The organism is Burkholderia sp. Bp8998 (assembly GCF_003854235.1).
In the GTDB taxonomy this organism is placed as follows: domain Bacteria; phylum Pseudomonadota; class Gammaproteobacteria; order Burkholderiales; family Burkholderiaceae; genus Burkholderia.
In genome coordinates this window covers 144,027-167,766 of record NZ_QTQF01000002.1, presented here as the reverse complement: position 1 = coordinate 167,766, position 23,740 = coordinate 144,027, and the positions used below count along the sequence as shown (strand labels likewise).

Here is a 23,740-nt window from a genome sequence, read left to right as displayed (position 1 = left end):
TCGGCATGCCGTTCATGCACCGCCCACGGCATCATCGAGCAATCCGCGTGCCGGCCCCGGCCGCCCACCCCACCGAGCCCATGTCACTACGCGCATTCAGAACGCTGGTCGCGATCGCCCGATACCGGACCTTCGCGCGCGCCGGCGAAGCGATCGGGCTCACGCAGTCCGCCGTGAGCCTGCAGATCAAGACGCTCGAGAGCGAATACAACGTCCGGCTGTTCGACCGTTCGCGCCGCCAGCCGGTACTCACCGAAGCCGGCAACATCCTCGTCGCGCAGGCCGAGCAGGTGCTCGCGATGGTCGACCGGATCCCCGACGCGCTCAGCGACGAGAAGAAGCTCGTCGGCCGGCTGCGGATCGGCGCGATCCAGACCGCGCTGTCCGGCCCGCTGCCCGATGCGCTGCTCGCGCTGCGCGCTGCGCATCCGTCGTTGCGCGTGCACGTATCGGCCGGCATGTCGGCCGAACTGGCGAACCGCGTCGCGGCCGGCGAACTCGACGCGGCCATCACGACGCGCCCGGTGCGCCCGCATCCGGCGGAACTGACGTGGACCACGCTGTACGAAGACCGCTTCTGGCTGCTCGCGCCGCCGGACTACGCGGAGCGCGATGCGGGCACGCTGCTCGAGGCGCTGCCGTTCATCCGCTTCGACGCGCAGGCGTGGGCCGGCCGGATGATCGCCGCCGAACTGCGCCGCATTGGCGTGCGCGTGCGCGAGGAGATGGTGCTCGACAGCGCGGAGACGATCGCACGCATGGTCGCGCGTGGGCTCGGCGCGGCGATCGTCGCGCTCCCCGACTCCACGCTCGCGCGTCTGCCGCCCGTCACGCGCTTGCCGTTCGGCCAGCCGCAGATGGGCCGCGCGGTCGTGCTGCTCGAACACCAGTCGCGTCCGGCCGAGCGTTTCGCACGTGCGCTCGCCGCCGAAGTCACCGCGTCATCGATGAGAATTTCTCATTGAACACCCGATAATTAACCATTATTCCTGCTGCATCCGCGTGTTAACTTGGCGGCATCGTCACTCTTTCGAATGCGTGCCGCCATGTCGCCCGCCGGATGGATTCCCGCTTCGTTCCGCTGCGCCGCCTGCCGGCCGTCCCCCCCGCCTCGCCTGAAGGCGCGTCGATGATCGGCCCGATCCTGCTCGCGCTCGCGCCGGTCGCGCTGCTGGTCGCGTTCGGTCACGGCCTCCGGCGCACGGGCTTCATCGCCGATGCGTTCTGGCCGCAGGCCGAGCGGCTTTGCTACTACGTGCTGCTGCCCGCGCTGTTCGCGGACGGTCTCGCGAATGCGCGGCTGCAAGCACTGCCCGTTCTGCCGCTCGCGGCGGCACTGGTCGGTTCGACCATGCTCGTCGCGGCGCTTCTTCTGCTGGTCCGCCGGTTCGTGCAGGTCGACGGCGCCGGGTTCACGTCGGTGTTCCAGGGCGCGGTACGCTTCAACAACTATGTCGGCACCGCCCTCGCCGCCGGACTGTTCGGCGCGCACGGCATCGCGCTCGCGGCCGTGTGCGTCGCGGCAATCGTGCCGACCGTGAACCTGATGTGCGTGCTGGTGTTCGCACGCTACGGCGACACGCGGCTCGGTGCCTGGGCGCTCGTGCGCCAGATCCTGTCGAATCCGCTCGTCGTCGGGTGCGCGCTGGGGATCGCGATGCAGGCCGCCGGCATCGCGTTTCCCGCCGCCGTCGAACCGGTCGTGCGCGCGCTCGGCGCCGCATCGATGCCGCTCGGCCTGCTGTGCGTGGGCGCGGCACTGAAGTTCGACGCGGCCCGCGCGTGGATGCAGCCGATGTGCATCGCGTCGGCGTTCAAGTTCATGGCGATGCCGCTCGCCACGCTCGCGGCCGGCCGCCTGCTCGGGCTCGGCGATGCCGCGTTGACCATCGCGCTGCTGTTCCAGGCGCTGCCGACGTCGTCCTCGTCGTACATCATGGCGCGCCAGCTCGGCGGCGACGCGCCGCTGATGGCGGGCATCACCGCATTCCAGACGATCGCCGCCGCGCTCGCGATGCCGGCCGTGCTGACGGCGCTCGCGTCGGTGCCGGTGTTGCGCTGACGGCCCGGCACCGGCCCCCGAACGCACTCAGCAACGCGCCCCCCGTTCGGGGACGGATGCCGAATCCCGCCGCACGCGCGCCACCGCTGCGTCGTTGCGCGCGACCTACGCGCCGCCGATGCGCCCCCGGTTCTTCTCGCAGCCCTGCCAAAAACCGCCTATGGTGAATGAAGCGGGTCGTTCAGCCGCCACTCGACCTTGCGTCGCTCGCACCGGCTGCCACGGCGCCGTGTTCCGGCACCATTCCCCGCGATCGTGCGCACGCCCGGCCGTGCACGCGATCGCGCCGCCCACGGGACTACAAGGAGGTACCCATGAAAGCCGTGCTGCTCGTCAGTTCCGCCGTGCTCGCCATGGCGTCCGTTTCGGCCTCGGCTCAAGGCTCGATCACCAAAGTCGAAAACGGCGCGCTCGTCGCCGCGAACGGGATGACCGTCTACACATTCGACAAGGACAAGCCCAACGCCGGCACCAGCGCATGCACGGGCCAATGCGAATCGCTCTGGCCACCGTACAAGGCCAGCGCGACCGACGTCCCGGTCGGCCCCTATACGCTCGTCAAGCGCGACGATGGCAGCCCGCAATGGGCGTACAAGGGCAAGCCGCTGTACTTCTTCTCGAAGGACATGAAACAGGGCGACCGCAACGGCGACAACTTCAAGAGCGTATGGCACGTCGTCGCCCCGTAAGCGCCGCTTCCACGCGTTGCGGGTCGGCACGGCCGTTGCACGCGTAAAAAAATCCGCCCCGATCGACGATCGGGGCGGGTTCGTGCGTCTCCACGCCGGCTGCGTGGCGGCGCCCGCCGCACGGCGGGCGTCGCGTGCGGCCGACGCAAACGCGTCAGCGGTTCGACGGGAAGCTGAACACCGTCCCTTCGCGCACGCCGGCCGACGGCCAGCGCTGCGTGATCGTCTTGCGCTTCGTGTAGAAGCGCACCGCATCCGGGCCGTACGCGTGCAGGTCGCCGAACAGCGAGCGCTTCCAGCCGCCGAACGAGTGGTACGCGACCGGCACCGGCAGCGGCACGTTGATGCCGACCATGCCGATCTGGATGTTGTCGCTGAAGTAGCGCGCCGCTTCGCCGTCGCGCGTGAACAGGCACGTGCCGTTACCGTATTCGTGCGCGTCGATCAGCGCCATTGCCTCGTCGAGCGACTTCAGGCGGATCACGCCGAGCACCGGCCCGAAGATCTCGTGCTGGTAGATCGGCATGCCTGGCTTCACGTTGTCGAACAGGCACGGGCCGAGGTAGTAGCCGCCGTCATGGCCGTCGACCTTCACCCCGCGGCCGTCGACGACGAGCGTCGCGCCCGCCTCCACGCCCGCCTCGACGAAGCTTGTCACCTTCTCGAAATGCTGCTGCGTGACGAGCGGCCCCATGTCGACGCCGGCACCGTTGCCCGGGCCGACCTTCATCTTCTCGATCTCGGCCTTCAGGCCTTCGACCACCTTGTCGCCCGTTTCATCGCCGATCGCGACGACCAGCGGAATCGCCATGCAGCGCTCGCCGCACGAGCCGTACGCGGCGCCCATCAATGCGTTCACCGCGTTGCCGATATCGGCGTCGGGCATCACGACCGCGAAGTTCTTCGCGCCGCCGAGCGCCTGCACGCGCTTGCCGTGCGCGCAGCCGGTCGTGTAGATGTATTCGGCGATCGGCGTCGAGCCGACGAAGCTCACCGCCTTCACGCGCGGGTCGGTCAGGATCGTGTCGACCGCTTCCTTGTCGCCGTTCACGACGTTCAGCACGCCCGGCGGCAGGCCGGCTTCGAGCGCGAGCTCGGCCATGCGCAGCGTCGACGACGGCGTGCGCTCGGACGGCTTCAGCACGAACGTGTTGCCGCACGCGACGGCCATCGGCCACATCCACAGCGGCACCATCACCGGGAAGTTGAACGGCGTGATGCCGGCGGCGACGCCGAGCGCCTGGAACTCGCTCCACGAGTCGATCGCGGGGCCGACGTTCTTGCTGTGCTCGCCCTTCAGCAGCTCGGGCACGTAGGAAGCGTATTCGACGTTCTCGATCCCGCGCTGCAGTTCGCCCATCGCGTCGGCGAGCACCTTGCCGTGCTCGGCGGTGATCAGTGCGCACAGTTCGTCCGCGTGCTCCTCGAGCAGCGTCTTGAAGCGGCTCATCACGCGGGCGCGCTTCAGCGGCGGCGTGTTGCGCCACGCCGGGAACGCGGCCTGCGCGGACGCGATCGCGGCTTCGACGGTCAGCTTGTCGGCGAGCGCGACGCTCTTGTCCGATTCGCCCGTCGCCGGGTCGAACACCGGCTGGATCCGGCTGCCGCCGTCGACGCGCTTGCCGTCGATCAGGTGGCCGACGGTGGAGGTCACATTGCTATCGTGTTTCATGTTTCCGGCTCTTTCGTGAATTCGGTTGTCGCAACGGGCGAGCGTTGGCTCAGTCCACTTCGTTCAGCGCGTCGGACAGCGCGTTGACCAGGTTGTCGATCTCGCGCTTCTCCGAGATGAACGGCGGCGCGAGCTGGATCGTGTCGCCGCCGTAGCGCACGTAGAAGCCCTTCGCCCAGCAGCGCATCGCGATCTCGTACGGGCGCCGTGCCGGCTCGCCCGGCAGCGCCGCGATCGTCAGGCCGGCCGCCAGCCCGTAGTTGCGGATGTCCGCGATATGGCGCTGGCCCTTCAGCCCGTGCACGGCCGCCTCGAAATGCGGCGCGAGATCGCGCACGCGGGCCACCGCGTCCTCCTTCACGAGCAGGTCGAGCGCCGCGACGCCGGCCGCGCATGCGACCGGGTGCGCCGAGTACGTGTAGCCGTGCGGGAACTCGAGCATGTACTCGGGGCCGCCCGCGGCCATGAACGTGTCGTAGATTTCCTTCGTCGCGATCACGCCACCGAGCGGCTGCACGCCGTTCGTCACCTGCTTCGCGAAGTTCATGATGTCCGGCACCACGCCGAACCCATCGGCGCCCGTCATCGCGCCGGCACGACCGAAGCCCGTGATGACTTCGTCGAAAATCAGCAGGATGTCGTGCGCGGTACAGATGTCGCGCAGGCGCTTCAGATAGCCCTTCGGCGGGATGACGACGCCCGCCGAGCCGGAGAACGGCTCGACGATCACGGCCGCGATGTTCGACGCATCGTGCAGCGCGATCAGGTCGAGCAGGCGGTCGGCCAGCTCGGCGCCGTGCTCGGGCATCCCGCGCGAGAACCTGTTTTCCGCGAGTTGCGTGTGCGGCAGGAAATCGGCGTCGATCCCCTGGCCGAACAGCTTGCGGTTCGCGCCGATCCCGCCGACCGAGATGCCGCCGAAGTTCACGCCGTGATAGCCCTTCTCGCGGCCGATCAGGCGCGTCTTCGTGCCCTTGCCCTTCGCGCGCCAGTACGCGCGGGCCATCTTCAGCGACGTGTCGGCCGCTTCCGAGCCCGAGCCGGTGAAGAACACGTAGTCGAGGCCGGCCGGCGTCAGGTCCTTGATCTTGTTCGCGAGCTCGAACGACTTCGGATGGCCGAACTGGAACGCCGGCGCGTAGTCGAGCTGCGCGACCTGGCGGCTCACGGCTTCCGTGATTTCCGTGCGGCCGTGACCGAGGCCCGTGCACCACAGGCCCGATAGCCCGTCGAAGATCTTGCGGCCGTCGCCGTCCGTGTAATACGCGTCCTTGGCCGACACGATCATGCGCGGGTCGGACTTGAACTGGCGATTCGCCGTGAACGGCATCCAGTGGGCGTCGAGCCATGCGGCGTCGGTGCGGATGTGGATCTCGTCCTGCTGGCTGGCGGTGATCGTGTCGGTCATGTCGGTCGGCGCGGCGCGCCCCTCCTCCTGGTGTTGATATTGCGCATTGTCGGGACGCCAATTAGTCTTTTGAATATCGCAATATCAATGTTCACTTGCTCAATCATGCAAGCAAAGAAACCGAAGAGCCGCGCGCTGCTCGGACAGCTCAGCGACATGGACCTGCGGCTGCTGCGGGTCTTCAAGGGCGTCGTGCAGTGTGGCGGGATGGCGGCGGCCGAGCTGGAGCTGAATATCGGCATCTCGACGATCAGCCGGCACGTGAAGGATCTGGAAACGCGCCTCGGCCTCGTGCTGTGCCGGCGCGGCCGCGCGGGCTTCACGCTGACCGCCGAGGGGCAGACGGTGTACGAGGAAACCCTGCGTCTACTCGCATCGATGGAGGCATTTCGCAGCAGGATCGACGGCATTCACGACAAGATGGGCGGAGAATTGCATGTCGCCGTATTCGACAAGACGGCCACCAACCCGAATGCGCGGCTCGGCGACGCAATCCGCCAGTTCGCGGACGAGGCGCCCGACGTCGCGCTGAACCTGCATGTCGCGTCGATCAACGAGGTCGAGCGCGGGATCATCGACGGCAGCTATCAGGTCGGGATCATCCCCGCGCACCGCAGCTCGGGCAGCCTCGTGTATTCGGAACTGTTCGACGAGCGGATGCTGCTGTACTGCGGCCGCCAGCACCCGCTGTTCGACGCGCCGCACGGCAAGCTCACGTGGACGACGATCCGCAACCACGCGTTCGCCGGGCTCGGCTTCCATTCGCCGAACATGGAGCTGAGCCATCGCGCGAAGCTCACGCGCAGCGCGACGGCATCGGACCAGGAATCGATCGCGACGCTGATCCTGTCCGGCCGCTATCTCGGCTTCCTGCCCGACCATTACGCGGAGAGCTTCGAGAACAAGGGATTGATGCAGCCGATCGCGCCGCACCGCTTCAACTACCGGTGCCGGTTCGTGAGCCTGCTGCGGCGCTCGCCGCGGCCGTCGCGGGCGGCGCTGCTGTTCCAGTCGTGCCTCGAAGCCGCGCATGCGGCGGTGCAGCCTGGCGGTGACGGCAGCGACGCGTAAGCCGGCCCGCGGTCCGGGCTGCGTCGTCGCCCCGTTCTGCCGCCCGATCCGCTCTGCGATAATGCGCACTTCCCGTTTCCGCTCCGCCTCCCGCCATGACGCAGCCGTCCGCCCCGCTTTCCACCGACCTGCCGCCGATTTCGTGCCTGCCCGGCGACGCGCTGCCGTGGCTGCCGATGAGCGCCGACCTGCCGGGGCTCGCGATCAAGTATCTGCATATCAATGCGGCGGAAGACACGCTGACCGCGCTGCTGAAGATGCCGGCCGGCGGCACGCTGCCGCGCCATCGCCACGACGGCGAGGTGTTCGTCCATACGTTGCAGGGGGCGTGGCGCTACCGCGAGTACGAGTGGATCGCGCAGGCCGGCTCGACGGTGCTCGAACCGGCCGGGTCGGTGCATACGCCGGAGACGCTCGGCGCGCCCGGCGACGACGTGATCACGCTCAACGTGATGCGCGGCGATCTGGTGCTGCTCGACGACGACGGCCGCGAAACCGCGCGCGAGAATTGCCGCGTCGCGCTGCTGCGCCAGCGCAAGCATGCGCGCACGGCGCCGCACGAAGCCACGGCGTTCGTCACGCGATAGGCCAGGCGGCGTCGCGCCACGATCCGCGTGGTGGCGGCTCTGGCCATCGTGCGGATGACCGCCGGTGCGCCGGGCCGCCTACCCGTTGCTTATCGAAAACGCCGGAAAAATCGCCGAATATCGTCGGCCAGCAGCTCCGGCTCTTCCATCGCCGCAAAATGGCCACCGCTCGGCATGTCGGTCCATTGCACGACGTCGAACACCCGTTCGAGCCAGCTGCGCGGCGGGATGCCGTCCACCGCGTCGGCATGTCGCGCAGGCACCGACGCAGGTCATCGAGCGCGTGATCCGGAATCGCGATGGTGAATGGGGCGGCGTGCATCGTGTCCCCTCGCGACGAATATCGACGGGATTCTGCGAGATTTTCCCGCGCGCGCCCACGCGTCAACCCGCTTCGCGCGCATCCGCCCGCGCGTCGCGCCGGATCGCCTGCGGCGGCACGCCGAAACCGCGCACGAACGCGTCGCGCAGGTGGCGCCGGTCGCGGAAACCGTTCTCCCTCGCGATCACGTCGAGCGAGTGCCGGCTCTGCTCGATCATCAGCCGCGCGGCCTCGAGCCGCAGCCGCTCGATCGCCTTCGCCGGCGACTGGCCGGTTTCGACCGTGAACACGCGGCTGAACTGGCGCGGGCTCAGGTGGACGGCGCCGGCCAGTTCCTCGACGGTCAACGCGCGGCCGAGGTTCTGACGCGCATAGTTCAGCGCGTTCTGGATCCGGTCCGATTTCGGCGCGAGTTCCAGCATTTCCGAATGCTGTGACTGCCCGCCCGCGCGGCGCTGATGCATCACGAGCTTGTGCGCGACCGCGCGCGCGGCATCCGCGCCGAGATCCTTCTCCACCATCGCAAGGGCCAGATCGAGGCCCGCCGTCATCCCTGCCGACGTCCAGATCGGCCCGTCGACGATGTAGATCCGGTCCTCCTCGACACGAATGTCCGGAAATTGCTTTTGCATGTCGCGGCCGTACGCCCAGTGCGTCGTCGCGCGGCGCTGCGCGAGCAGCCCGGCCTCCGCGAGCACGAACGCGCCCGTGCAGATGCCGGCGATCCGCCGCGCGCGTGCGTTCGCGCGGCGCAGGAACGCGACCACGCCGGCCGGCGCCGGCAATGCCAACGGATCGTTGACGCCCGCGACGATCCAGGTATCGACGTCGATCCGCCCGCGCAGCGCGCGCGTCGCGACCGACAGCCCGAGCGACGAGCGCACGTCGCCGCCGTCGACGGAATAGTTGTCCAGCACGTAGAACGGCTCGCCCGCCCCCATGTTCGCGTACTCGAACACCGATTGCGCGGCGAGCGCCATGATCTGGAATCCATCGCTGATCAGAAAGCCGATTCGGTGCATGCGCGTCTCCGGTGGCGGACGTGCGGATCGTCACGATCCGCCCGATGTCCTAAATCATACCCATCTACGTCATTTGTGTCGCCGCGGTTCGAAGCCAGAATGCATGCACGCACTCCCCCCTTTCCTCGACACGGAGCGACATCATGACTGAAGCACATCGCGGTACCGCCGTCATTACCGGCGCATCGTCCGGCATCGGCGCAATCTATGCGGACCGGCTCGCGCGCCGCGGCTACGACCTGATCCTGGTCGCGCGCAACCGCGACCGGCTGATCGCGCTCGCCGAGCGCATCACGAACGACACGCAGCGCAGTGTCGAGATCGTCGGCGCGGACCTCAACGACCGCGCGGCACTCGCCGCCGTCGAGGCGAAGCTGAAGCAGGATGCGAGCGTCACGCTGCTCGTGAACAACGCGGGCGTCGGCACGCACACGCCGCTGCTCGACAGCGACGTCGACGCGATGACGCGGATGATCGACCTGAACGTGACCGCGCTCACGCGCCTGACCTACGCGGCCGTGCCCGGCTTCGTCGCACGCGGCCGCGGCGCCGTGATCAACATCTCGTCGATCGTCGCGCTGTCCCCGGAAACGCTCAATGGCGTCTACGGCGGCAGCAAGGCATTCGTGCTCGCGTTCAGCCAGTCGCTGCATCACGAACTCGCGGACCACGGCGTGCAGGTGCAGGCCGTGCTGCCCGGCGCGACGGCCACCGACTTCTGGCAGACCGGCGGCCTGCCGCTCGAACACCTGCCGAAGGAAATCGTGATGTCGGCGGCCGAACTGGTCGACGCGGCGCTGGTCGGCTTCGATCGCGGCGAACGCGTGACGATTCCGTCACTGCATGCGGCTGACGAATGGGATGCGTACGAGGCCGCGCGCCGCACGATGGCGCCGCACCTGTCGACAAATTCGCCTGCGCCCCGCTATGCGGCCGGCCGCTGAGGAGCGTCATCAAGAAACTCGGCGGCAATACCATCGTCATTACCGGCGGCACGTCCGGGATCGGCCGTGCGCCGGCGACCGCGCTCGACGAGTTGGGCAACAAGGTCGTCGTCGCCGGCCGAATCCGGCACACGCAAAGCCGGTTTCGGCCCGCTTGCCACGTCCTCCACGCGACGATAAGCTTTGCGATCTCAGCCCCCGAAGCAGCGCCCTCCGGCATTCGTCCGATCATCGGCGCAATCGACCGTCGCGGAATTCGACCATGCGGTTCCGTATGTTCATTACCGGGGCCGGCGACACGCCCGGCTCCTCTCGCGTTTCCGCCGACGATCGACCGGCGCTCGCGCCGTTGCCCGAACTCGAGACCGTGTGCCGTCTCGCCCGCGCGCATTTCGGCGCGGCCGGCGCGTTCGTCGCGTCCGCTGAAGCCGGCGCGCAGCGCGTGGCGGCGTCCGACGGCACGCTGCCCGCCACGCTTTTACCCATCCGTTTCCCGCCGCGTGTCGAGCACGCCCCGGCGGCCGGCCGACGCTTCATCACGCCCGATGCGGACGGCCTCCCGCAGGATGCACCGCGGGTCGTCGCGGCCTGCGAACTGGCCGCGCCCGACGGCATCCCGCTTGGTGCGTTATGCGTCGTCGGCAGCACCAGCCTGACGCTCGACGCCGCGCAGCGCGCTTTCCTGCACGACCTGGCGACACTGGCGGAACACGCGATCGGCCGCGCGATCGCTCAGGCCGCGCTCCACGAACGGCTCGGCGGCGTCGAGGAACACAGCGCGCTGACCGCGCTGGCGCTGACCGAAAGCGGCACCGGCGTGTGGGATCGCAACGTGGAAACCGGCGAGATCCACTACTCGGCGGCCTGGAAGGCGCTGCTCGGTTATGCACCCCACGAACTGACGAGCCGGATCGAGGATGCATACGAACGGCTGCACCCGGACGACGTCGCCGGCGTGAAGGCCGCGATGCTCGCGCACTTCGAAAGCCGCACCGACAGCTATGCGGTCGAACACCGCATCCGCTGCAAGAACGGCACGTACAAATGGATCTGCAGCCGCGGCAAGGTCATCACCCGCGACAGCCACGGACGCGCGCTGCGCATGGTCGGCACGACCACCGACATCACCGCGCTGCGCGAACTCGCCGGCCGGTTGAGCGACTCCGTCACGCTCGTCACGAACCTGACCGACCAGGTGCCCGGCCTCGTGTTCCAGCTGCGGCAGACCGCCGACGGTCGCCGGCACTTTACGTACGCGAGCGCGGGTGTACGCGACATCTACGAATTGACGCGCGAACAGCTCGCCCGCAATGCGGATGCGGTCGAAACGCGGATTCATCCGGCCGACCTGGTCGCCTATCGTCAGTCGCTGCTGGCATCGGCGGAGCGACTGGCGCCGTGGCGGCTCGAATACCGCGTGCTGCTGCCGGGCCAGGGGTTGCGCTGGCGCGAAGGCGACGCGCGCCCGCAACGCACGCCGGACGGCGGCACGATCTGGCACGGCTTCATCACGGATGCGACCGAGCGCAAGCACATCGAGACCGAACTTCATCGGATGGCGACGACCGATCACCTGACCCAGCTGTCGAACCGCCATGCGTTCATGCGGCAGAGCGAAGCCGCGTTGCGCGGCGTGCGCACGACTGGCCACGACGCCGCGGTGCTGATGCTCGACCTCGATCACTTCAAGGCGCTGAACGACCGCTGGGGCCATCCGCTCGGCGATCGCGCGCTCCGGCATTTCGCGCGGCTGCTGCTTGCGGAGATCGGGCCGGACGGCATCGTCGGGCGCATCGGCGGCGAGGAATTCGCGATCGTGCTGCCGCACGCCGGCATCGACGCGGCGTACGCGCTCGCACTGCGCGTGCAGCAGCGTACGGCCGCCACGCGGCTCGTGCACGAGGATCAGCTGCTCGCGCTGACCGTCAGCATCGGCATCGACGCGATGCGAACGTCAGACTTCGGTGCGTACCAGGCACTGTCGCGTGCCGACAAGGCGCTGTATGTCGCGAAGGAACACGGCCGCAACCGGATCGAGGTGTATCGGGCCTAGCCGCACACCTCGTCGCATGTGCATCGCGTAAAGGCACCGCTGGCACCGCTCGATCAACGCGACGCGTGCGCCGCGTCGCGCGAGGTGGCGCGCACCCCCAGCAGCATCGCGACCGCGCACGCGGCCAGCAGTCCCGCGATCATCAGCATCGCCGCGTCCATGCTGCCGGTGCGGGTGCGGATCACCCCGACGATCCACGGTGTGATCATCCCGCTCGATACGCCGATGCTGCTGATCAGCGCGATCCCGCCCGCCGCGCCCGCGCCGGAAAAATACGCGGACGGCACGGCCCAGAACACCGGATGCGCGGCGAAGATCAGCATCGCCGCGATCGACAGCAGCGCCATCATCGCGACGATGCTCGGCAGGTGCAGCGTCAGCAAGACGAGCGCCACCGCGCCGCCGAATGCGCACGCGGCGAAGTGCCGGCGACGCTCACGCTTGCGGTCCGAGCGCCGCGCGATCGCGATCAGGCCGGCCGCGCCGATCGCGTTCGGCACGATCGACAGCAGGCTGATGTGCACGACGTCGTGAATGCCGAATTCGCGAATCATCAGCGGCATCCAGAACAGCAGCATCAGCAGCGCGGTCGTCAGCGAGAAATAGATGAATGCGAACAGGTAGGTGCGCGGCTCGGCCAGCACCTGCCGCAGCGACGTCGCCGCGTGCGCGGGCGCATCCGCACGATCGGCGGCCAGGTCGGCCGCGAGCCGTTGCCGGTCGTCGTCGGACAGCCAGCGCGCCTGTTCGGGGCGGTCGCACAGCCAGAACCACGCGATCACGCCGAGCAGGATCGCGGGCGCGCCCTCGATCGCGAACATCCACTGCCAGCCGTGCAGCCCGAGCACGCCCGACATTCCGCGCATCAGCCAGCCCGACAGCAGCCCGCCGACCATCCCGGCCACCGCGACGCCCGCATAGAAGATCGACAGCACCGACGCGCGCCGGCGCGCCGGATACCAGTACGTCAGGTAGAACACGACGCCCGGGAAGAAGCCGGCCTCGAACAGCCCGAGCAGGAAGCGCAGCACGTAGAAGTGCCGCGCGCTGTCGACGGTGATCATCGCGACCGACACCGCGCCCCACAGGAACATGATCCGCGCGAACGTGCGGCGCGCGCCGAAGCGGCGCAGCAGCGCGTTGCTCGGCACCTCGAACAGCACGTAGCCGACGAAGAACAGCACCGCGCCGAGGCTGTACATCGCATCGGTCAGGCCGAGATCCTGCCGCATCTGCAACTGCGCGAAGCCGATGTTGCTGCGGTCGAGGATCGACACGATGTAGCACATGAACAGGAACGGCACGATTCGCGCGCCGATGCGCCGGTACAGCGCATCGTTGTCCGGCGCCGACGCACGGGAACCGGACGCAGCCGCCTGCGCGGCGTCCGCTTGAAGAGGGGCTGACATCGATCGTCTCCTCGATGGATGCGAATTCGGTGCGGACAGGAAACAGGAAACGCCATGCCGTTCAGGCGCGCTGCGCGGGTTCGCCCTTCACGCCGAGCATCAGCGCGGCGCCGCTCAGCGCGAGCAGCGCGGCCAGCAGGTACACGGCGAGATCCATGCTGCCGGTGCGCGTGCGGATCAGCCCGATCACCCACGGGCTGACGATGCCGCTCGTGATCCCGATGCTGCTGATCAGCGCGATCCCGGCCGCGGCCGCGTTGCCCGACAGGTAGCGGGTCGGCACGGCCCAGAAGATCGGCAGCGCGGCGAAGATCAGCGTCGCCGCGATCGACAGGCACGCGAGCATCGCCGCGAAGCTGTGCAGGTGCAGCGTCAGCGCCGCGAGCGCAAGGCCGCCGCCGATCGTGCAGCACGCGAAATGCTTGCGGCGCTCGCCGGTGCGGTCCGAGCGGCGCGCGATCAGGATCAGCCCGACCGCGCCGACGGCGTTCGGCACGACCGTGTAGAGGCTCACCGCCACCACGTCGGTCACGCCGAAGTCGCGGATCATCAGCGGCATCCAGAAATTGAGCGTCAGCGATGCGCAGGTCAGCGAGAAGTAGATGAACGCGAACAGGTAGACGCGCGGGTTCGCGAGCGCGGCGGCCAGGCTGCGTTTGTCATGCGCGCCGTGCGCACGGCAATCGCCGCACAGCGCGGCGACGCGCGCCTTTTCGTCGGAGGTGAGCCACGCGGCGTCCCGCGGCCGGTCGACCAGATACGTGAACGCGAAGCATGCGAGCACGATCGCCGGCGCGCCTTCGATCGCGAACATCCACTGCCAGCCGTGCAGCCCGAACACGCCGCTCATGTCGCGCATGATCCAGCCCGACATCAGGCCGCCGAGCACGCCCGCGACCGCGACGCCCGCGAAGAACACCGAGATCGCCGCCGCGCGGCGGTTCGACGGGAACCAGTAGGTCAGGTACAGCACGATGCCGGGAAAGAAGCCGGCCTCGAACACGCCGAGCAGGAAGCGCAGCACGTAGAAATGCGACGGCTGCGACACGAACATCATCCCGGTCGACGCGATGCCCCACAGCAGCATGATCCGCGTGAACGTGCGGCGTGCGCCGAAGCGCGCGAGCAGCAGGTTGCTCGGCACCTCGCAGAACACGTAGCCGACGTAGAACACCGCGGCACCGAGGCCGTACATCGCATCGCTGAAGCCGAGGTCGTGCTTCATCTGCAACTGCGCGAAGCCGATGTTGATGCGGTCGAGGAACGACACGACGTAGCAGAGGAACAGGAACGGCACGATCCGCCACGCGATCTTGCGGAACAGCAGCGCGTCGCCGGCATCGGATGCCGGCGCGGATTCGTATGCGGCAGTCGGCGTCGCGGCACTCGCGTGCGCGATCGTCGCTTCGGCGGGAAGCGATTGGGGCATGTCTCTCTCCAAACGGGCCGCGCGTTTCGAGCGCGCGGCAGTCTCCGAGGGCGTACGTGCGCCCTGCTTTCTTGTGAGATCGGATGTCGGCTTCCGGAACCGCGGCGCCATGCCGCCGCCGGTCAGGAGCCTTCAGGAACACGGCGGGACGTCCGCCCGGACGCCCCGCCGCCGTGACCCGCTCAGTCCTGCAGCGCGTCCCACATTTCCTTGTCGCGCTGCGCGGTCCAGATGCGCGGATGCGTGATGCCGCTCGCCTCGTCGAACGCGCGCGACACGTCGAACGGCAGACAGTGCTCGTAGATGAACACGTGGCCGAACTTCGGATCCATCGCTTCGCGCGTGAGCGCCATCGACGCCTTCAGGTCGAGCTTGCGCTCGACGGCCTTGCGGCCCTGCGCGAGCAGCGTCGTCACGAAGTCCTTCGTGTAGTCGAGGCCCTTGTTCACTTCGGCCGGATTCAGCAGCGCGGGGCCGCGGCCCGGCACGAGCTTTTCCGCGCCGAGCGCGCGCAGCGCCTCGAGCGTGGCCGGCCACTGTTCGAGCTGCGCGTCGCCGCAATAGCAGGCCGCGTCGTATTCGACCAGGTCGCCCGAGAACAGCACCTTCTGCGACGGCAGCCAGACGATCGTGTCGCCCTTCGTGTGGCCCGAGCCGACGTGCATGATCTTCACTTCGAGCTTGCCGAGGAACAGCGTGATCTCGCGCTCGAACACGAGCGTCGGCCAGGTCAGGCCCGGCACCGTCTCGACGCCCGCGAACAGGCGCGGGAAGCGCTCGATCTCCGACTTCATGTCGGCCTCGCCGCGCTCGACGATCATCTCGTACGTGCCGCGGCTCGCGATCACGTGCTGCGCGCCTTCGTCGAAATACGCGGACGCGCCGAGCACGCGCACCGCGTGGTAGTGCGACAGCACCACGTGCTTGATCGGCTTGTCGGTCACGCTGCGGATCTTCGCGATCAGGTCCTGCGCCATCGCGGGCGTCGCGGTCGTGTCGACGATCAGCACGCTGTCGTCGCCGATGATCACGCCCGAGTTCGGGTCGCCTTCGGCGGTGTAGGCGTACGCGTTCTCGGACAGCTGCGTCCAGGTGACTTTCTTCTCTTCCAGATCGGCTTGGGAGGCGAATGCTTTGGCCATGTTGCGTTCCGTGGCTGCGAGCCATGTGTTGAGGGGAGTGAGCGGATCATCTTCCCGCGCTGATTATTTGTCAATGACAAATTGACTTGCTATTGTTTAATGCGGGTAAACCTGCGGGCTGGCGTGCGAAATGGCGTCGGATACCATGCGAGGTTTCGTCAACGGAAGAATCATCGCGTGCAGAACCACGAAGTCAGTGCAGACGACGCGCCGCCCAAGGCGCAGCGCGGGATCCAGAGCGTCGAGGTCGGCGGCCGGCTGCTCGACGCGCTCGCGCGCCGGCGCAAGCCGCTCGGGCTGTCGGAGCTGGCGGCCGCGGCCGACCTGTCGACCGCGCAGGCGCACACCTATCTCGTCAGCCTGACCCGGCTCGCGCTCGTGAAACGCGACGCGCTCACCGGCAACTACGAGCCGGGGCCGCTGTCGCTGCGGCTCGGGCTGATGTCGATCGAACGCCAGCCGGCCTATCGCGCGGCGCTGCCGCATGCGGCGCGGCTCGCGGAAGCGGTCGGCCTGAGCGTCGCGCTGTCGGTGCCGGGTGCGCTCGGGCCGACGATCGTGCGCATCGAGCACGGCGGCTATCCGCTGCACGTGAACCTGCACGTCGGATCGGTGATGTCGCTCGACACGACGGCCACCGGCCGCGTGTTCCGCGCGTTCGGCGATCCCGCGCAGCTCGACGCGATGGCCGCGAGCCAGGGCGGCGCCGGCGACACGCTCGCGGGCGCGGAAGGCGATCAGCGCACATCCGATGCCCGCGCGTGGCAGGCCGAACTCGACGCGATCCGCGCGCGCGGCATCGAACGCGGCGTGGATCGGCCGAGCCCCGGTGTCAGCGCGATGTGCGTGCCGGTGCTGGACGCGAACGGATGCCTTCAACTTGCATTGACGGTGATCGGTTCGAGCGGCTCGATCGATGTCGACTGGGACGGGCCGATCGCGACGGCGCTGCGCGACGCGGCACGTCAGGCCACCGCGTCGCTCGACGCGGGACGCGACGGGCAGCCAGCCGCGCCGGGCATGCCCCCGCCCCCGCAGCGCATGCCGCCCGCGCTCGCCGACGATACGAAGGCGCAGCGCGGCATCAACGCGCTCGACAGCACGGGCGAGTTGCTGCTCGCGCTCGTGTCGGCGGGCCGCGCGCTGCCGCTGCGCGATCTCGCGGCGGCGGCCGGGATGCCGGCCGCGAAGGCATTTCCGCATCTGGTCAGCCTGCAGAAGATCGGCCTGCTGAGCCGCGACGACGCCGGCTGCTTCGGCGGCGGGCCGCTCGGCCAGGCACTCGGGCTGATCGCGATGCAGCGCGTGTCGCCGACGCGCGATGCGGAAGCCGAAATCGTCGCGCTGGCGGCCGCGACCGACATGAGCGTGGCCGCGGCGACGCTCGGGCCGCTCGGGCCGACCGTGATCCGCCTCGAGGAATCGGCGCGGCCGCAGCACGTGAGCCTGCAGGTCGGCACGGTGATGTCGCTCGTGAATACCGCGATTGGGCGAATCTTCGCGGCCGGCATGCCGGACGACGTGCTGGCCGGCCTGCTGGCGGACGAGCCGGTGCGCCTCGCCGGCCGTGCGACGCAGGTCGACGACGCATTCCGCACGCGGCTCGCGACGATCCGCGCGGACGAACTCGATTTCGCGTTCGACGCGCCGGTGCCGGGCATCGGGACGATTGCCGCGCCCGTGTTCGATCACACCGGCAGCATCCGGCTCGTGATCGCGATCATCGGCTCGTCGCGCGGCTTCCCGCGCGGGCCGGACAGCGAACTCGCATATACGCTGCTGTCCGCGACGCGCCGCCTGTCGTGGCGCTTCGGGTGGATCGGCGGGTAATCGCCGCCGCGCTGCCGCACCCGTTCCGCCCGCCTGACGCTCCCTTTCCGCCCGTCAATGCGAGGCCGTGCTCGCCACGGCCTCGTCACGCCGGTCCGCCACGCAGAAGCCGGCGCAATTCATGTTGCGCGGCAGCAACAAAAATTGTCAGTAATTCTCATATAACGAAATCGCATTTCACAGGGCGGTGACATTCCTCTATGATCAGGGTTATCCCTAACTCGCCACCTACATGGGGCTTCGTCATGCAAACGTCTAATGTCTCCGACCGTTCCACCCAATCCGCTGGCTGGCTCACACGCGTTGGCGAGCTGCTTGCGGAAGCATGGGCACTGCACCTCGAGAACTGCGCAGTCATCGCTGAAGCGCACGCACGCCTGCCGCGCTAAGCGCAGCGACTGGCCGGCGGCCGGCGGCACGATATCCGGCTGATCCGCTTGCCGGCATGCCCGGCCGTTGAACATGCGAGGCGCGGGCGTGTCGTTCCGCGCCGTGTGGTGAACCGGGTCGCCGCGGAAGATTCATCCGTGTTCCCGCTCCACGCGAATTTCCCTTCCGTATCGGGCTCCGGGCCGCGTCCACTCGACGCGACAGCCCGATCAGCGCCCGTCTTCGGCGCAACCGCAAACCCCGTCGTCACGACGATGCGCGGCCCGCCACCACCGTCGTCACACCTGAATCGACGGCACGTCTTTCATGCACCGCAGCGCGAACATCGAGCGGCTGTGACGAATGCTCGAAATCTTGTACAGCTTCTCGCGCAGGAAGCGTTCGTAACCGGCCGTGCCGTCCACCGCGACCTTGATCCAGTAGTCGTATTCGCCCGACACGAGGTAGGCCTCGAGCACTTCGGGCAGCGCCGCGAGTTCGGCGCCGAAGCGCGCGAGTGCGTCGTCCTCGTGGCGATCTAGCGTGACTTCGAGGATCACGATGTCCGCGTAGCCGAGCATGCGCTGGTTGACCAGCGCGACGTAGCCGTCGATGTAACCGTCGAGTTCGAGCTGCCGCGTGCGGTTCCAGCAGGCGGTGGTCGACATGCCGATCTGTTCGGCCAGTTCGGCGTTCGACAGACGCGCATTCTTTTGCAGTGCACCCAGGATCTTGCGGTCCTGGTTGTCGAGGGTTTTCGGCGTGCGTTCGCGAGTAGCCATGGCGAGAAGAATCTTCTACTAAAAATTGTCATTCTAGCTGAACAGGATTCCGGTTTCGGGTCGGTTTTGCCGGAAAACAGGAAGCCTTTTAACCGGCCCGCTTGATACATTTTCTCCATGCCTGGTGTCCGGCACGCTCCCCGCGACAACCCCTTCGCACCGGGACGCCTGGCCGCAATCACGAGTTGCGGCGCCGGACACGCAGGCATGCAATGTCCCGCCTCCCGCGCGCCTATCCGGTCGCACGGGCCGGCGCCTGATCCTCCGTTTCCGCACCTCCCGTCATGTCGTTCAGGTTTTATCTGTCGTTCCTCGCTGCGTCCGCCGTCCTCATCTATGCCCCCGGCCCCGTCAACCTCCTCACGATGAACCACGCATTGCGCGCCGGCTGGCGCCGCGCGCTGCCGTGCGTGTGGGGCGGCACGCTCGCCGTGCTGCTGCAGCTCGCGCTGACCGCGCTGTGCCTGAATTCGCTGTTCAATCTCGACGAGCATGCGCTGACGATGCTGCGCTGGGCCGGCGCCGCGTACCTCGTGTGGCTCGGCTGCAAGCAATGGTTCAGCCGCGCGCCGGCCGTCGCGCCCGCCGCGTCGACGGAAGCCGGCGGCACGGCAGCCGACGACCCCGACACCGGACGCGCGCTGTTCTGGCGCGGCGTCGCCACCTCCGGCCTGAACCCGAAGACGCTGCTGTTCTTTCCGTCGTTCTTTCCGCAGTTCATCGTCCCGAACGCGGACTGGAGCCTGAACGCCCAGTTCCTGCTGCTCGCGACGACCTTCGCGCTCCTGTTCGCCGGCGGTGTCGCGTCGATGGCGCTGTTCTCGCACCGGCTGAGCCGAGCCCTGCAGCGCCCGGCGCGGATGCGCGCGATGAACCGCGTGACGGGCGGGCTGCTGGTCGGAATGGGCGCGATCATGGTCGGCTGGAACTGAGCGGCCGCATGCGCCCGCCGCTCGGGACCGCCGACGCCGCCGACGCCGCTGACGCTGCATGACCGGTGCCGGCCGACGCGCGGCCGGTACAATCGCGCGATGTCCGAACTGCTCACCTACGGCGGCCTGTTCGCCGTGTCGATGGTCGCCGCGACCCTGTTGCCGCTCCAGTCCGAAGCCGTCCTCGCCGGCCTGCTGCTCGTCGGGCGCGAGCCCGTGTGGGCGCTGGTGCTGGTCGCGAGCGTCGGCAACGTCGCGGGCTCGGCGATCAACTGGGCGCTCGGCCGCGGCATCGAGCACTTCCGCGACCGGCGCTGGTTTCCGGTCAAGCCGGCCGCGCTCGCGCGCGCCGAGCGCTGGTACGCGCGCTACGGCCGCTGGTCATTGCTGCTGAGCTGGGCGCCGGTGATCGGCGATCCGCTGACGATGATCGCCGGCGTGTTGCGCGAGCCGCTGCCGACCTTCCTCGCGATCGTGACGATCGCGAAGGTCGGGCGGTATCTGGCCGTCGCGTGGCTCGTCGTGCATTGAGGCGCACGAGGCATTGTCCAGCTGGATTATGTCGACCTCGCCAGTCGGCAACCAATTTGCCGTTTACCGATAAACGGCATGAAATGCAGCCATGATCCAGTCGTTCAAATGCAAGGCACTCGGCAGTTATTCGAAACCGGACGTTGCCGACAATTCGCCAACATTGCCGATGTGGCCATTCGCCGTCTTACGCAGCTTGACAATGCGGAAACGCTGGATGCAATGAAGTCTCCGCCCGGCAACCGATTCGAGGCATTAAAAGGTGACCGCATTGGCCAGTACAGCATCCGAATCAACGGTCAATGGCGTGTGTGCTTTACGTGGGGCGATGACGGACCGGCCGATGTTGAAATCGCCGACTATCACTGAATGGAGCTTGACATGACCCGGTTCAAAAACGGGATGCGCCCGGTCCATCCGGGCGAAATTCTTCGTGATGACTACCTCATCCCGCTCGACATGAGCGCGAATGCGCTGGCCGGCGCACTTGGCGTCACCGCCGGCCGTATCAACGATATCGTCCGTGAGCGGCGCTGCATCACGGCCGATACGGCGCTGCGCCTTGCCCGCTACTTTGGCGGCGATCCGCAAACGTGGCTGAACCTGCAAGCCACGTATGATCTGAAAATCACCGAGCGTGCCCACGGCCGTGAGATCCAGAAGCGTATCGAGCCTCGGGAATTCGCCCACGCCTGACGTGACGAGGCGCGAAACCGCACCGCATCCCTGACAACCCACCACCCGTCGCCCGCCTCCGGGCGATCGGGTTGCTCGCTGCCGCGCACCTGCGCGCACCGATTACTTCTTGTCCCCCGCCAGATCGATCGCCTTGTCCGATCCGACCGCGTTGCGCAGCTGGAATTTCTGGATCTTGCCGGTCGACGTCTTCGGCAGCTCGCCGAACCGCACGACCTTCGGCACCTTGAACCCCGCGAGCAACTGCCGGCAGTGCGCGACGATCTCCTCCTCGGTCGCGCTCGCGCCTTCACGCAGCTCGACGAACGCGCACGGCACCTCGCCCCACTTCGGGTCGGGCATCGCGACGACCGCCGCGACCGCGACGGCCGGATGCCGGTACAGCGCATCCTCGACCTCGATGCTCGAGATGTTCTCGCCGCCGGAAATGATGATGTCCTTCTTGCGATCCTTGATCCGGATATAGCCGTCCGGCATCAGCACCGCGAGGTCGCCGGTATGGAACCAGCCGCCGTGGAACGCTTCGTCGGTGGCCTTCGGATTCTTCAGGTAGCCCTTCATGCAGATGTTGCCGCGGAACATGATCTCGCCGAGCGTCTCGCCATCGGCCGGCACCGGCGCCATCGTGTCCGGGTCGAGCACCGTCGCACCCGCTTCCAGGTGATAGCGCACGCCCTGCCGCGCATTGAGCCGCGCGCGCTCGTCGTCGGGCAGATCGTCCCAGTGCGCCTGCTTCGCGCACACGGTCGCGGGGCCGTAGACCTCGGTCAGCCCGTACACGTGCAGCAGGTCGAAGCCGATCTCCTTCATCTTCGCGATCACGGCCGGCGCCGGCGCCGCGCCGGCGACCATCGCGTGCACCGTGTGATCGATGCCTTCACGGAGCTCGGCCGGCGCATTCGCGATCGCGCTCTGCACGATCGGCGCGCCGCAGTAATGCGTGATGCGTTCGCGGCGGATCAGGTCGAACACCGTCTTCGCGTCGAACTTGCGCAGGCAGACGTTCACGCCCGCGCGCGCCGCGACGGCCCACGGAAAGCACCAGCCGTTGCAGTGGAACATCGGCAGCGTCCACAGATACACCGCGTGCTTCGGCATGTCCCATTCGAGGATGTTGCTGATCGCCGCGAGATACGCGCCGCGATGGTGATAGACGACGCCCTTCGGGTCGCCGGTCGTGCCGGACGTGTAGTTCAGCGCGATCGCCTCCCACTCGTCGGCGGGCAGCGTCCATGCGTAGTCGGGGTCGCCGCCCGCGACGAACGCTTCGTAGTCGGTCGCGCCCGCGAAGCGCGCGGGGTCGGCCGGCATCGCGTCGGCGACGCTGACGATCTTCAGGCCCGGCACTTCGAGCGCCGCGCGCTGCGCGAGCTCCGCGTATTCGGTATCGACGATCAGCACCTTCGCTTCGCCGTGACGCAGCATGAACAGCACCGACGAGATGTCGAGCCGCGTGTTGATCGTGTTGAGCACGGCGCCCGCCATCGGCACGCCGAAGTGCGCCTCGACCATCGCCGGGATGTTCGGCAGCAGCGCGGCGACCGTCTCGCCGCGCGCGACGCCGGCCTGCGCGAGCGCGCTCGCGAGCTGCTTCGCCCGGGTGTAGGTTTCGCCCCACGTGCGTCGCACGTCGCCGTGCACGATCGCGAGGCGCTCGCCGTAGACTTCGGCCGCGCGGACCAGAAAGTCGATTGGCGTAAACGGCACGTAGTTGGCGTCGCGGCGGCCGAGTCCGGCCTCGAACATCTGCGTCATGATCCTGTCTCCCGTTTTCTGTCGACCGGCGCGTGCGTCGGCGCCGCGGCGCACGCTTCGATCGCGTATCCAGCCGGAGTGCATGCACCCCGATGCGTTTTGATGTGGTTCAATTGTCGACAGCCTAACGGGCGCTATTGTGAGCCGTCTGTCATCGAAACGACAGAGTGCCTCATGAGCGCTGCGCGTTATCCCTATCCTCGCAAACCCGCCCCCATGCACGACCACCCCGTTGCGCCGCCCGACGCGGGCGCCATCTCGGCCAACGCTGCGGCCAACGCTGCGGCCAACCCGCCGCTCGAACCGGGCCCGTTGCCCGCCCTGTCCGTGTTGTTCGGCCAGTGCGCGTGGTTCCGCGCGCTCGCGCCGGAACACCAGGCGCTCGTGCTCGCGCAGTCGCGCGCCGAGCTGCGCGAGGCCGGCGACGTGATCGCGCAGCGGCTCGCGCCGTCCGAACACTGGATCGGCGTGCATCGCGGGTTGCTGAAGCTCGCGATCTTCAACGCGTCGGGGCGCGGCTGCACGTTTTCCGGCGTGCCGTCGGGCGGCTGGTTCGGCGAAGGCAGCGTGATCAAGCGCGAGCTGCGCAAGTACGAAGTCGTCGCCGTCCAGCGCTCGATCGTGCTGTTCGTGCCGGTCGACACGTTCCATGCGCTGCTCGACACGAGCCTGCCGTTCACGCGCTTCGTGATCCATCAACTGAACAACCGGATGGGCGAGTTCATCGCATCGATCCAGAACAGCCGGCTGCTCGATGTCGACGCGCGTGTCGCGCAGGCGCTCGCGCAGCTGTTCAATCCCGCCCTGTATCCGGACACCGGCCCGTCGCTCGCGATCTCGCAGGAGGAACTGGGGATGCTCGTCGGCGTGTCGCGGCAGCGGATCAACCAGGCGTTGCAGCAACTCGAGAAGCTCGGCGTGCTGCGGCTCGCGTACAACCAGATCGAGGTCGTCGATCTGGCCGCGCTCGCGCGGGTCGGGATGGAACAGATCTGAGCGACGTCCGATGAACGGAACCGTCGTCGATGCGGCATG

At 68.1% G+C, this 23,740-nt stretch carries 20 protein-coding genes and 3 pseudogenes; 14 read left to right on the top strand and 9 right to left on the bottom strand.

The window, feature by feature from the left end:
- Positions 1–80 precede the first annotated feature (80 nt).
- From DIE06_RS03640 to DIE06_RS03630, 3 genes are all read left to right on the top strand, one after another.
- Complete coding sequence (locus DIE06_RS03640; protein ID WP_124660171.1) at positions 81–965, top strand: LysR family transcriptional regulator; 885 nt, start codon at positions 81–83, stop codon at positions 963–965.
- A 164-nt stretch (positions 966–1,129) separates the two neighbouring features.
- Entirely contained in the window at positions 1,130–2,062 is a 933-nt protein-coding gene (locus DIE06_RS03635; protein ID WP_124660170.1) for an AEC family transporter, read from the top strand.
- A 314-nt stretch (positions 2,063–2,376) separates the two neighbouring features.
- Complete coding sequence (locus DIE06_RS03630; RefSeq protein ID WP_124660169.1) at positions 2,377–2,751, top strand: hypothetical protein; 375 nt, start codon at positions 2,377–2,379, stop codon at positions 2,749–2,751.
- A gap of 154 nt (positions 2,752–2,905) precedes the next feature.
- On the opposite strand, the gene DIE06_RS03625 is transcribed toward DIE06_RS03630, so the two are convergent.
- Together DIE06_RS03625 and DIE06_RS03620 are read right to left on the bottom strand one after the other, a co-directional pair.
- Positions 2,906–4,423: a CoA-acylating methylmalonate-semialdehyde dehydrogenase gene (locus DIE06_RS03625; RefSeq protein ID WP_124660168.1), complete on the bottom strand. Its 1,518-nt coding sequence runs from the start codon at positions 4,421–4,423 to the stop codon at positions 2,906–2,908.
- 49 nt (positions 4,424–4,472) lie between these two features.
- Positions 4,473–5,831: an aspartate aminotransferase family protein gene (locus DIE06_RS03620; protein WP_124660167.1), complete on the bottom strand. Its 1,359-nt coding sequence runs from the start codon at positions 5,829–5,831 to the stop codon at positions 4,473–4,475.
- Between the two features lie 105 nt (positions 5,832–5,936).
- Between DIE06_RS03620 and DIE06_RS03615 the strand changes: the two genes are divergently transcribed.
- Positions 5,937–6,902: a LysR family transcriptional regulator gene (locus DIE06_RS03615; RefSeq protein ID WP_124660166.1), complete on the top strand. Its 966-nt coding sequence runs from the start codon at positions 5,937–5,939 to the stop codon at positions 6,900–6,902.
- 95 nt (positions 6,903–6,997) lie between these two features.
- Positions 6,998–7,489 carry a 2,4'-dihydroxyacetophenone dioxygenase family protein gene (locus DIE06_RS03610; protein ID WP_124660165.1) on the top strand — a complete coding sequence of 164 codons (492 nt, stop codon included), beginning with the start codon at positions 6,998–7,000 and terminating at the stop codon, positions 7,487–7,489.
- Between the two features lie 89 nt (positions 7,490–7,578).
- Here the strand turns inward: DIE06_RS03610 and DIE06_RS03605 are convergent.
- Together DIE06_RS03605 and DIE06_RS03600 are read right to left on the bottom strand one after the other, a co-directional pair.
- Positions 7,579–7,716, bottom strand: a pseudogene (locus DIE06_RS03605) (epoxide hydrolase); the annotation flags it as partial.
- 157 nt (positions 7,717–7,873) lie between these two features.
- Positions 7,874–8,833, bottom strand: coding sequence for a GlxA family transcriptional regulator (locus DIE06_RS03600; protein ID WP_124660164.1), 960 nt, complete (start codon positions 8,831–8,833; stop codon positions 7,874–7,876).
- 143 nt (positions 8,834–8,976) lie between these two features.
- Between DIE06_RS03600 and DIE06_RS03595 the strand changes: the two genes are divergently transcribed.
- The 3 genes and pseudogenes from DIE06_RS03595 to DIE06_RS03585 all read left to right on the top strand — a co-directional run bounded on the left by DIE06_RS03595 (position 8,977) and on the right by DIE06_RS03585 (position 11,830).
- On the top strand, positions 8,977–9,777 hold the full coding sequence (locus tag DIE06_RS03595) for an SDR family oxidoreductase (RefSeq protein ID WP_124660163.1): 801 nt from the start codon (positions 8,977–8,979) through the stop codon (positions 9,775–9,777).
- Positions 9,778–9,785: 8 nt separating this feature from the next.
- Positions 9,786–9,899 (top strand): annotated as a pseudogene (locus tag DIE06_RS38875) (short-chain dehydrogenase); the annotation flags it as partial.
- Positions 9,900–10,039: 140 nt separating this feature from the next.
- The gene (locus tag DIE06_RS03585) at positions 10,040–11,830 is read left to right on the top strand and encodes a sensor domain-containing diguanylate cyclase (protein WP_124660162.1); all 1,791 of its coding nucleotides are present in this window, start codon (positions 10,040–10,042) and stop codon (positions 11,828–11,830) included.
- A gap of 53 nt (positions 11,831–11,883) precedes the next feature.
- Here the strand turns inward: DIE06_RS03585 and DIE06_RS03580 are convergent, their stop codons facing one another.
- The 3 genes from DIE06_RS03580 to DIE06_RS03570 form a co-directional block, all read right to left on the bottom strand.
- A complete protein-coding gene (locus tag DIE06_RS03580) occupies positions 11,884–13,239 on the bottom strand; it encodes an MFS transporter (protein ID WP_124660161.1) in 1,356 nt (451 codons plus the stop codon).
- A 61-nt stretch (positions 13,240–13,300) separates the two neighbouring features.
- Entirely contained in the window at positions 13,301–14,668 is a 1,368-nt protein-coding gene (locus DIE06_RS03575; RefSeq protein WP_124660160.1) for an MFS transporter, read from the bottom strand.
- A gap of 182 nt (positions 14,669–14,850) precedes the next feature.
- On the bottom strand, positions 14,851–15,810 hold the full coding sequence (locus DIE06_RS03570; RefSeq protein ID WP_124660159.1) for an MBL fold metallo-hydrolase: 960 nt from the start codon (positions 15,808–15,810) through the stop codon (positions 14,851–14,853).
- Positions 15,811–15,987: 177 nt separating this feature from the next.
- Here DIE06_RS03570 and DIE06_RS03565 point away from each other — a divergent pair, with 177 nt between their 5' ends.
- Positions 15,988–17,640: an IclR family transcriptional regulator gene (locus tag DIE06_RS03565; RefSeq protein WP_124660158.1), complete on the top strand. Its 1,653-nt coding sequence runs from the start codon at positions 15,988–15,990 to the stop codon at positions 17,638–17,640.
- A 668-nt stretch (positions 17,641–18,308) separates the two neighbouring features.
- Here the strand turns inward: DIE06_RS03565 and DIE06_RS03555 are convergent.
- The gene (locus tag DIE06_RS03555) at positions 18,309–18,791 is read right to left on the bottom strand and encodes an Lrp/AsnC family transcriptional regulator (RefSeq protein ID WP_010098798.1); all 483 of its coding nucleotides are present in this window, start codon (positions 18,789–18,791) and stop codon (positions 18,309–18,311) included.
- A gap of 284 nt (positions 18,792–19,075) precedes the next feature.
- Between DIE06_RS03555 and DIE06_RS03550 the strand changes: the two genes are divergently transcribed.
- From DIE06_RS03550 to DIE06_RS03535, 4 genes and pseudogenes are all read left to right on the top strand, one after another.
- The gene (locus tag DIE06_RS03550) at positions 19,076–19,723 is read left to right on the top strand and encodes a LysE family translocator (protein WP_124660156.1); all 648 of its coding nucleotides are present in this window, start codon (positions 19,076–19,078) and stop codon (positions 19,721–19,723) included.
- 99 nt (positions 19,724–19,822) lie between these two features.
- Positions 19,823–20,254: a YqaA family protein gene (locus tag DIE06_RS03545; RefSeq protein ID WP_124660155.1), complete on the top strand. Its 432-nt coding sequence runs from the start codon at positions 19,823–19,825 to the stop codon at positions 20,252–20,254.
- A 91-nt stretch (positions 20,255–20,345) separates the two neighbouring features.
- Positions 20,346–20,623, top strand: a pseudogene (locus tag DIE06_RS03540) (type II toxin-antitoxin system RelE/ParE family toxin).
- Between the two features lie 12 nt (positions 20,624–20,635).
- Positions 20,636–20,950 carry a HigA family addiction module antitoxin gene (locus tag DIE06_RS03535; protein ID WP_124660154.1) on the top strand — a complete coding sequence of 105 codons (315 nt, stop codon included), beginning with the start codon at positions 20,636–20,638 and terminating at the stop codon, positions 20,948–20,950.
- 102 nt (positions 20,951–21,052) lie between these two features.
- On the opposite strand, the gene DIE06_RS03530 is transcribed toward DIE06_RS03535, so the two are convergent.
- Positions 21,053–22,705: an acyl-CoA synthetase gene (locus DIE06_RS03530; protein WP_124660153.1), complete on the bottom strand. Its 1,653-nt coding sequence runs from the start codon at positions 22,703–22,705 to the stop codon at positions 21,053–21,055.
- Positions 22,706–22,921: 216 nt separating this feature from the next.
- Here DIE06_RS03530 and DIE06_RS03525 point away from each other — a divergent pair, with 216 nt between their 5' ends.
- Positions 22,922–23,701, top strand: coding sequence for a Crp/Fnr family transcriptional regulator (locus DIE06_RS03525; RefSeq protein ID WP_124660152.1), 780 nt, complete (start codon positions 22,922–22,924; stop codon positions 23,699–23,701).
- The last annotated feature ends 39 nt before the right edge of the window (positions 23,702–23,740 follow it).

Excerpts from the sequence above, each read along its gene's own strand:
- DIE06_RS03610 (WP_124660165.1), top strand. The coding sequence starts at position 6,998 with ATGACGCAGCCGTCCGCCCCGCTTTCCACCGACCTGCCGCCGATTTCG.
- DIE06_RS03585 (WP_124660162.1), top strand. The coding sequence starts at position 10,040 with ATGCGGTTCCGTATGTTCATTACCGGGGCCGGCGACACGCCCGGCTCC.
- DIE06_RS03525 (WP_124660152.1), top strand. The coding sequence starts at position 22,922 with ATGCACGACCACCCCGTTGCGCCGCCCGACGCGGGCGCCATCTCGGCC.
- DIE06_RS03620 (WP_124660167.1), bottom strand. The coding sequence starts at position 5,831 with ATGACCGACACGATCACCGCCAGCCAGCAGGACGAGATCCACATCCGC.
- DIE06_RS03625 (WP_124660168.1), bottom strand. The coding sequence starts at position 4,423 with ATGAAACACGATAGCAATGTGACCTCCACCGTCGGCCACCTGATCGAC.
- DIE06_RS03575 (WP_124660160.1), bottom strand. The coding sequence starts at position 14,668 with ATGCCCCAATCGCTTCCCGCCGAAGCGACGATCGCGCACGCGAGTGCC.
- DIE06_RS03615 (WP_124660166.1), top strand. The coding sequence starts at position 5,937 with ATGCAAGCAAAGAAACCGAAGAGCCGCGCGCTGCTCGGACAGCTCAGC.
- DIE06_RS03580 (WP_124660161.1), bottom strand. The coding sequence starts at position 13,239 with ATGTCAGCCCCTCTTCAAGCGGACGCCGCGCAGGCGGCTGCGTCCGGT.
- DIE06_RS03555 (WP_010098798.1), bottom strand. The coding sequence starts at position 18,791 with ATGGCTACTCGCGAACGCACGCCGAAAACCCTCGACAACCAGGACCGC.
- DIE06_RS03545 (WP_124660155.1), top strand. The coding sequence starts at position 19,823 with ATGTCCGAACTGCTCACCTACGGCGGCCTGTTCGCCGTGTCGATGGTC.
- DIE06_RS03595 (WP_124660163.1), top strand. The coding sequence starts at position 8,977 with ATGACTGAAGCACATCGCGGTACCGCCGTCATTACCGGCGCATCGTCC.
- DIE06_RS03600 (WP_124660164.1), bottom strand. The coding sequence starts at position 8,833 with ATGCACCGAATCGGCTTTCTGATCAGCGATGGATTCCAGATCATGGCG.
- DIE06_RS03570 (WP_124660159.1), bottom strand. The coding sequence starts at position 15,810 with ATGGCCAAAGCATTCGCCTCCCAAGCCGATCTGGAAGAGAAGAAAGTC.
- DIE06_RS03640 (WP_124660171.1), top strand. The coding sequence starts at position 81 with ATGTCACTACGCGCATTCAGAACGCTGGTCGCGATCGCCCGATACCGG.
- DIE06_RS03530 (WP_124660153.1), bottom strand. The coding sequence starts at position 22,705 with ATGACGCAGATGTTCGAGGCCGGACTCGGCCGCCGCGACGCCAACTAC.
- DIE06_RS03635 (WP_124660170.1), top strand. The coding sequence starts at position 1,130 with ATGATCGGCCCGATCCTGCTCGCGCTCGCGCCGGTCGCGCTGCTGGTC.
- DIE06_RS03550 (WP_124660156.1), top strand. The coding sequence starts at position 19,076 with ATGTCGTTCAGGTTTTATCTGTCGTTCCTCGCTGCGTCCGCCGTCCTC.
- DIE06_RS03535 (WP_124660154.1), top strand. The coding sequence starts at position 20,636 with ATGACCCGGTTCAAAAACGGGATGCGCCCGGTCCATCCGGGCGAAATT.
- DIE06_RS03630 (WP_124660169.1), top strand. The coding sequence starts at position 2,377 with ATGAAAGCCGTGCTGCTCGTCAGTTCCGCCGTGCTCGCCATGGCGTCC.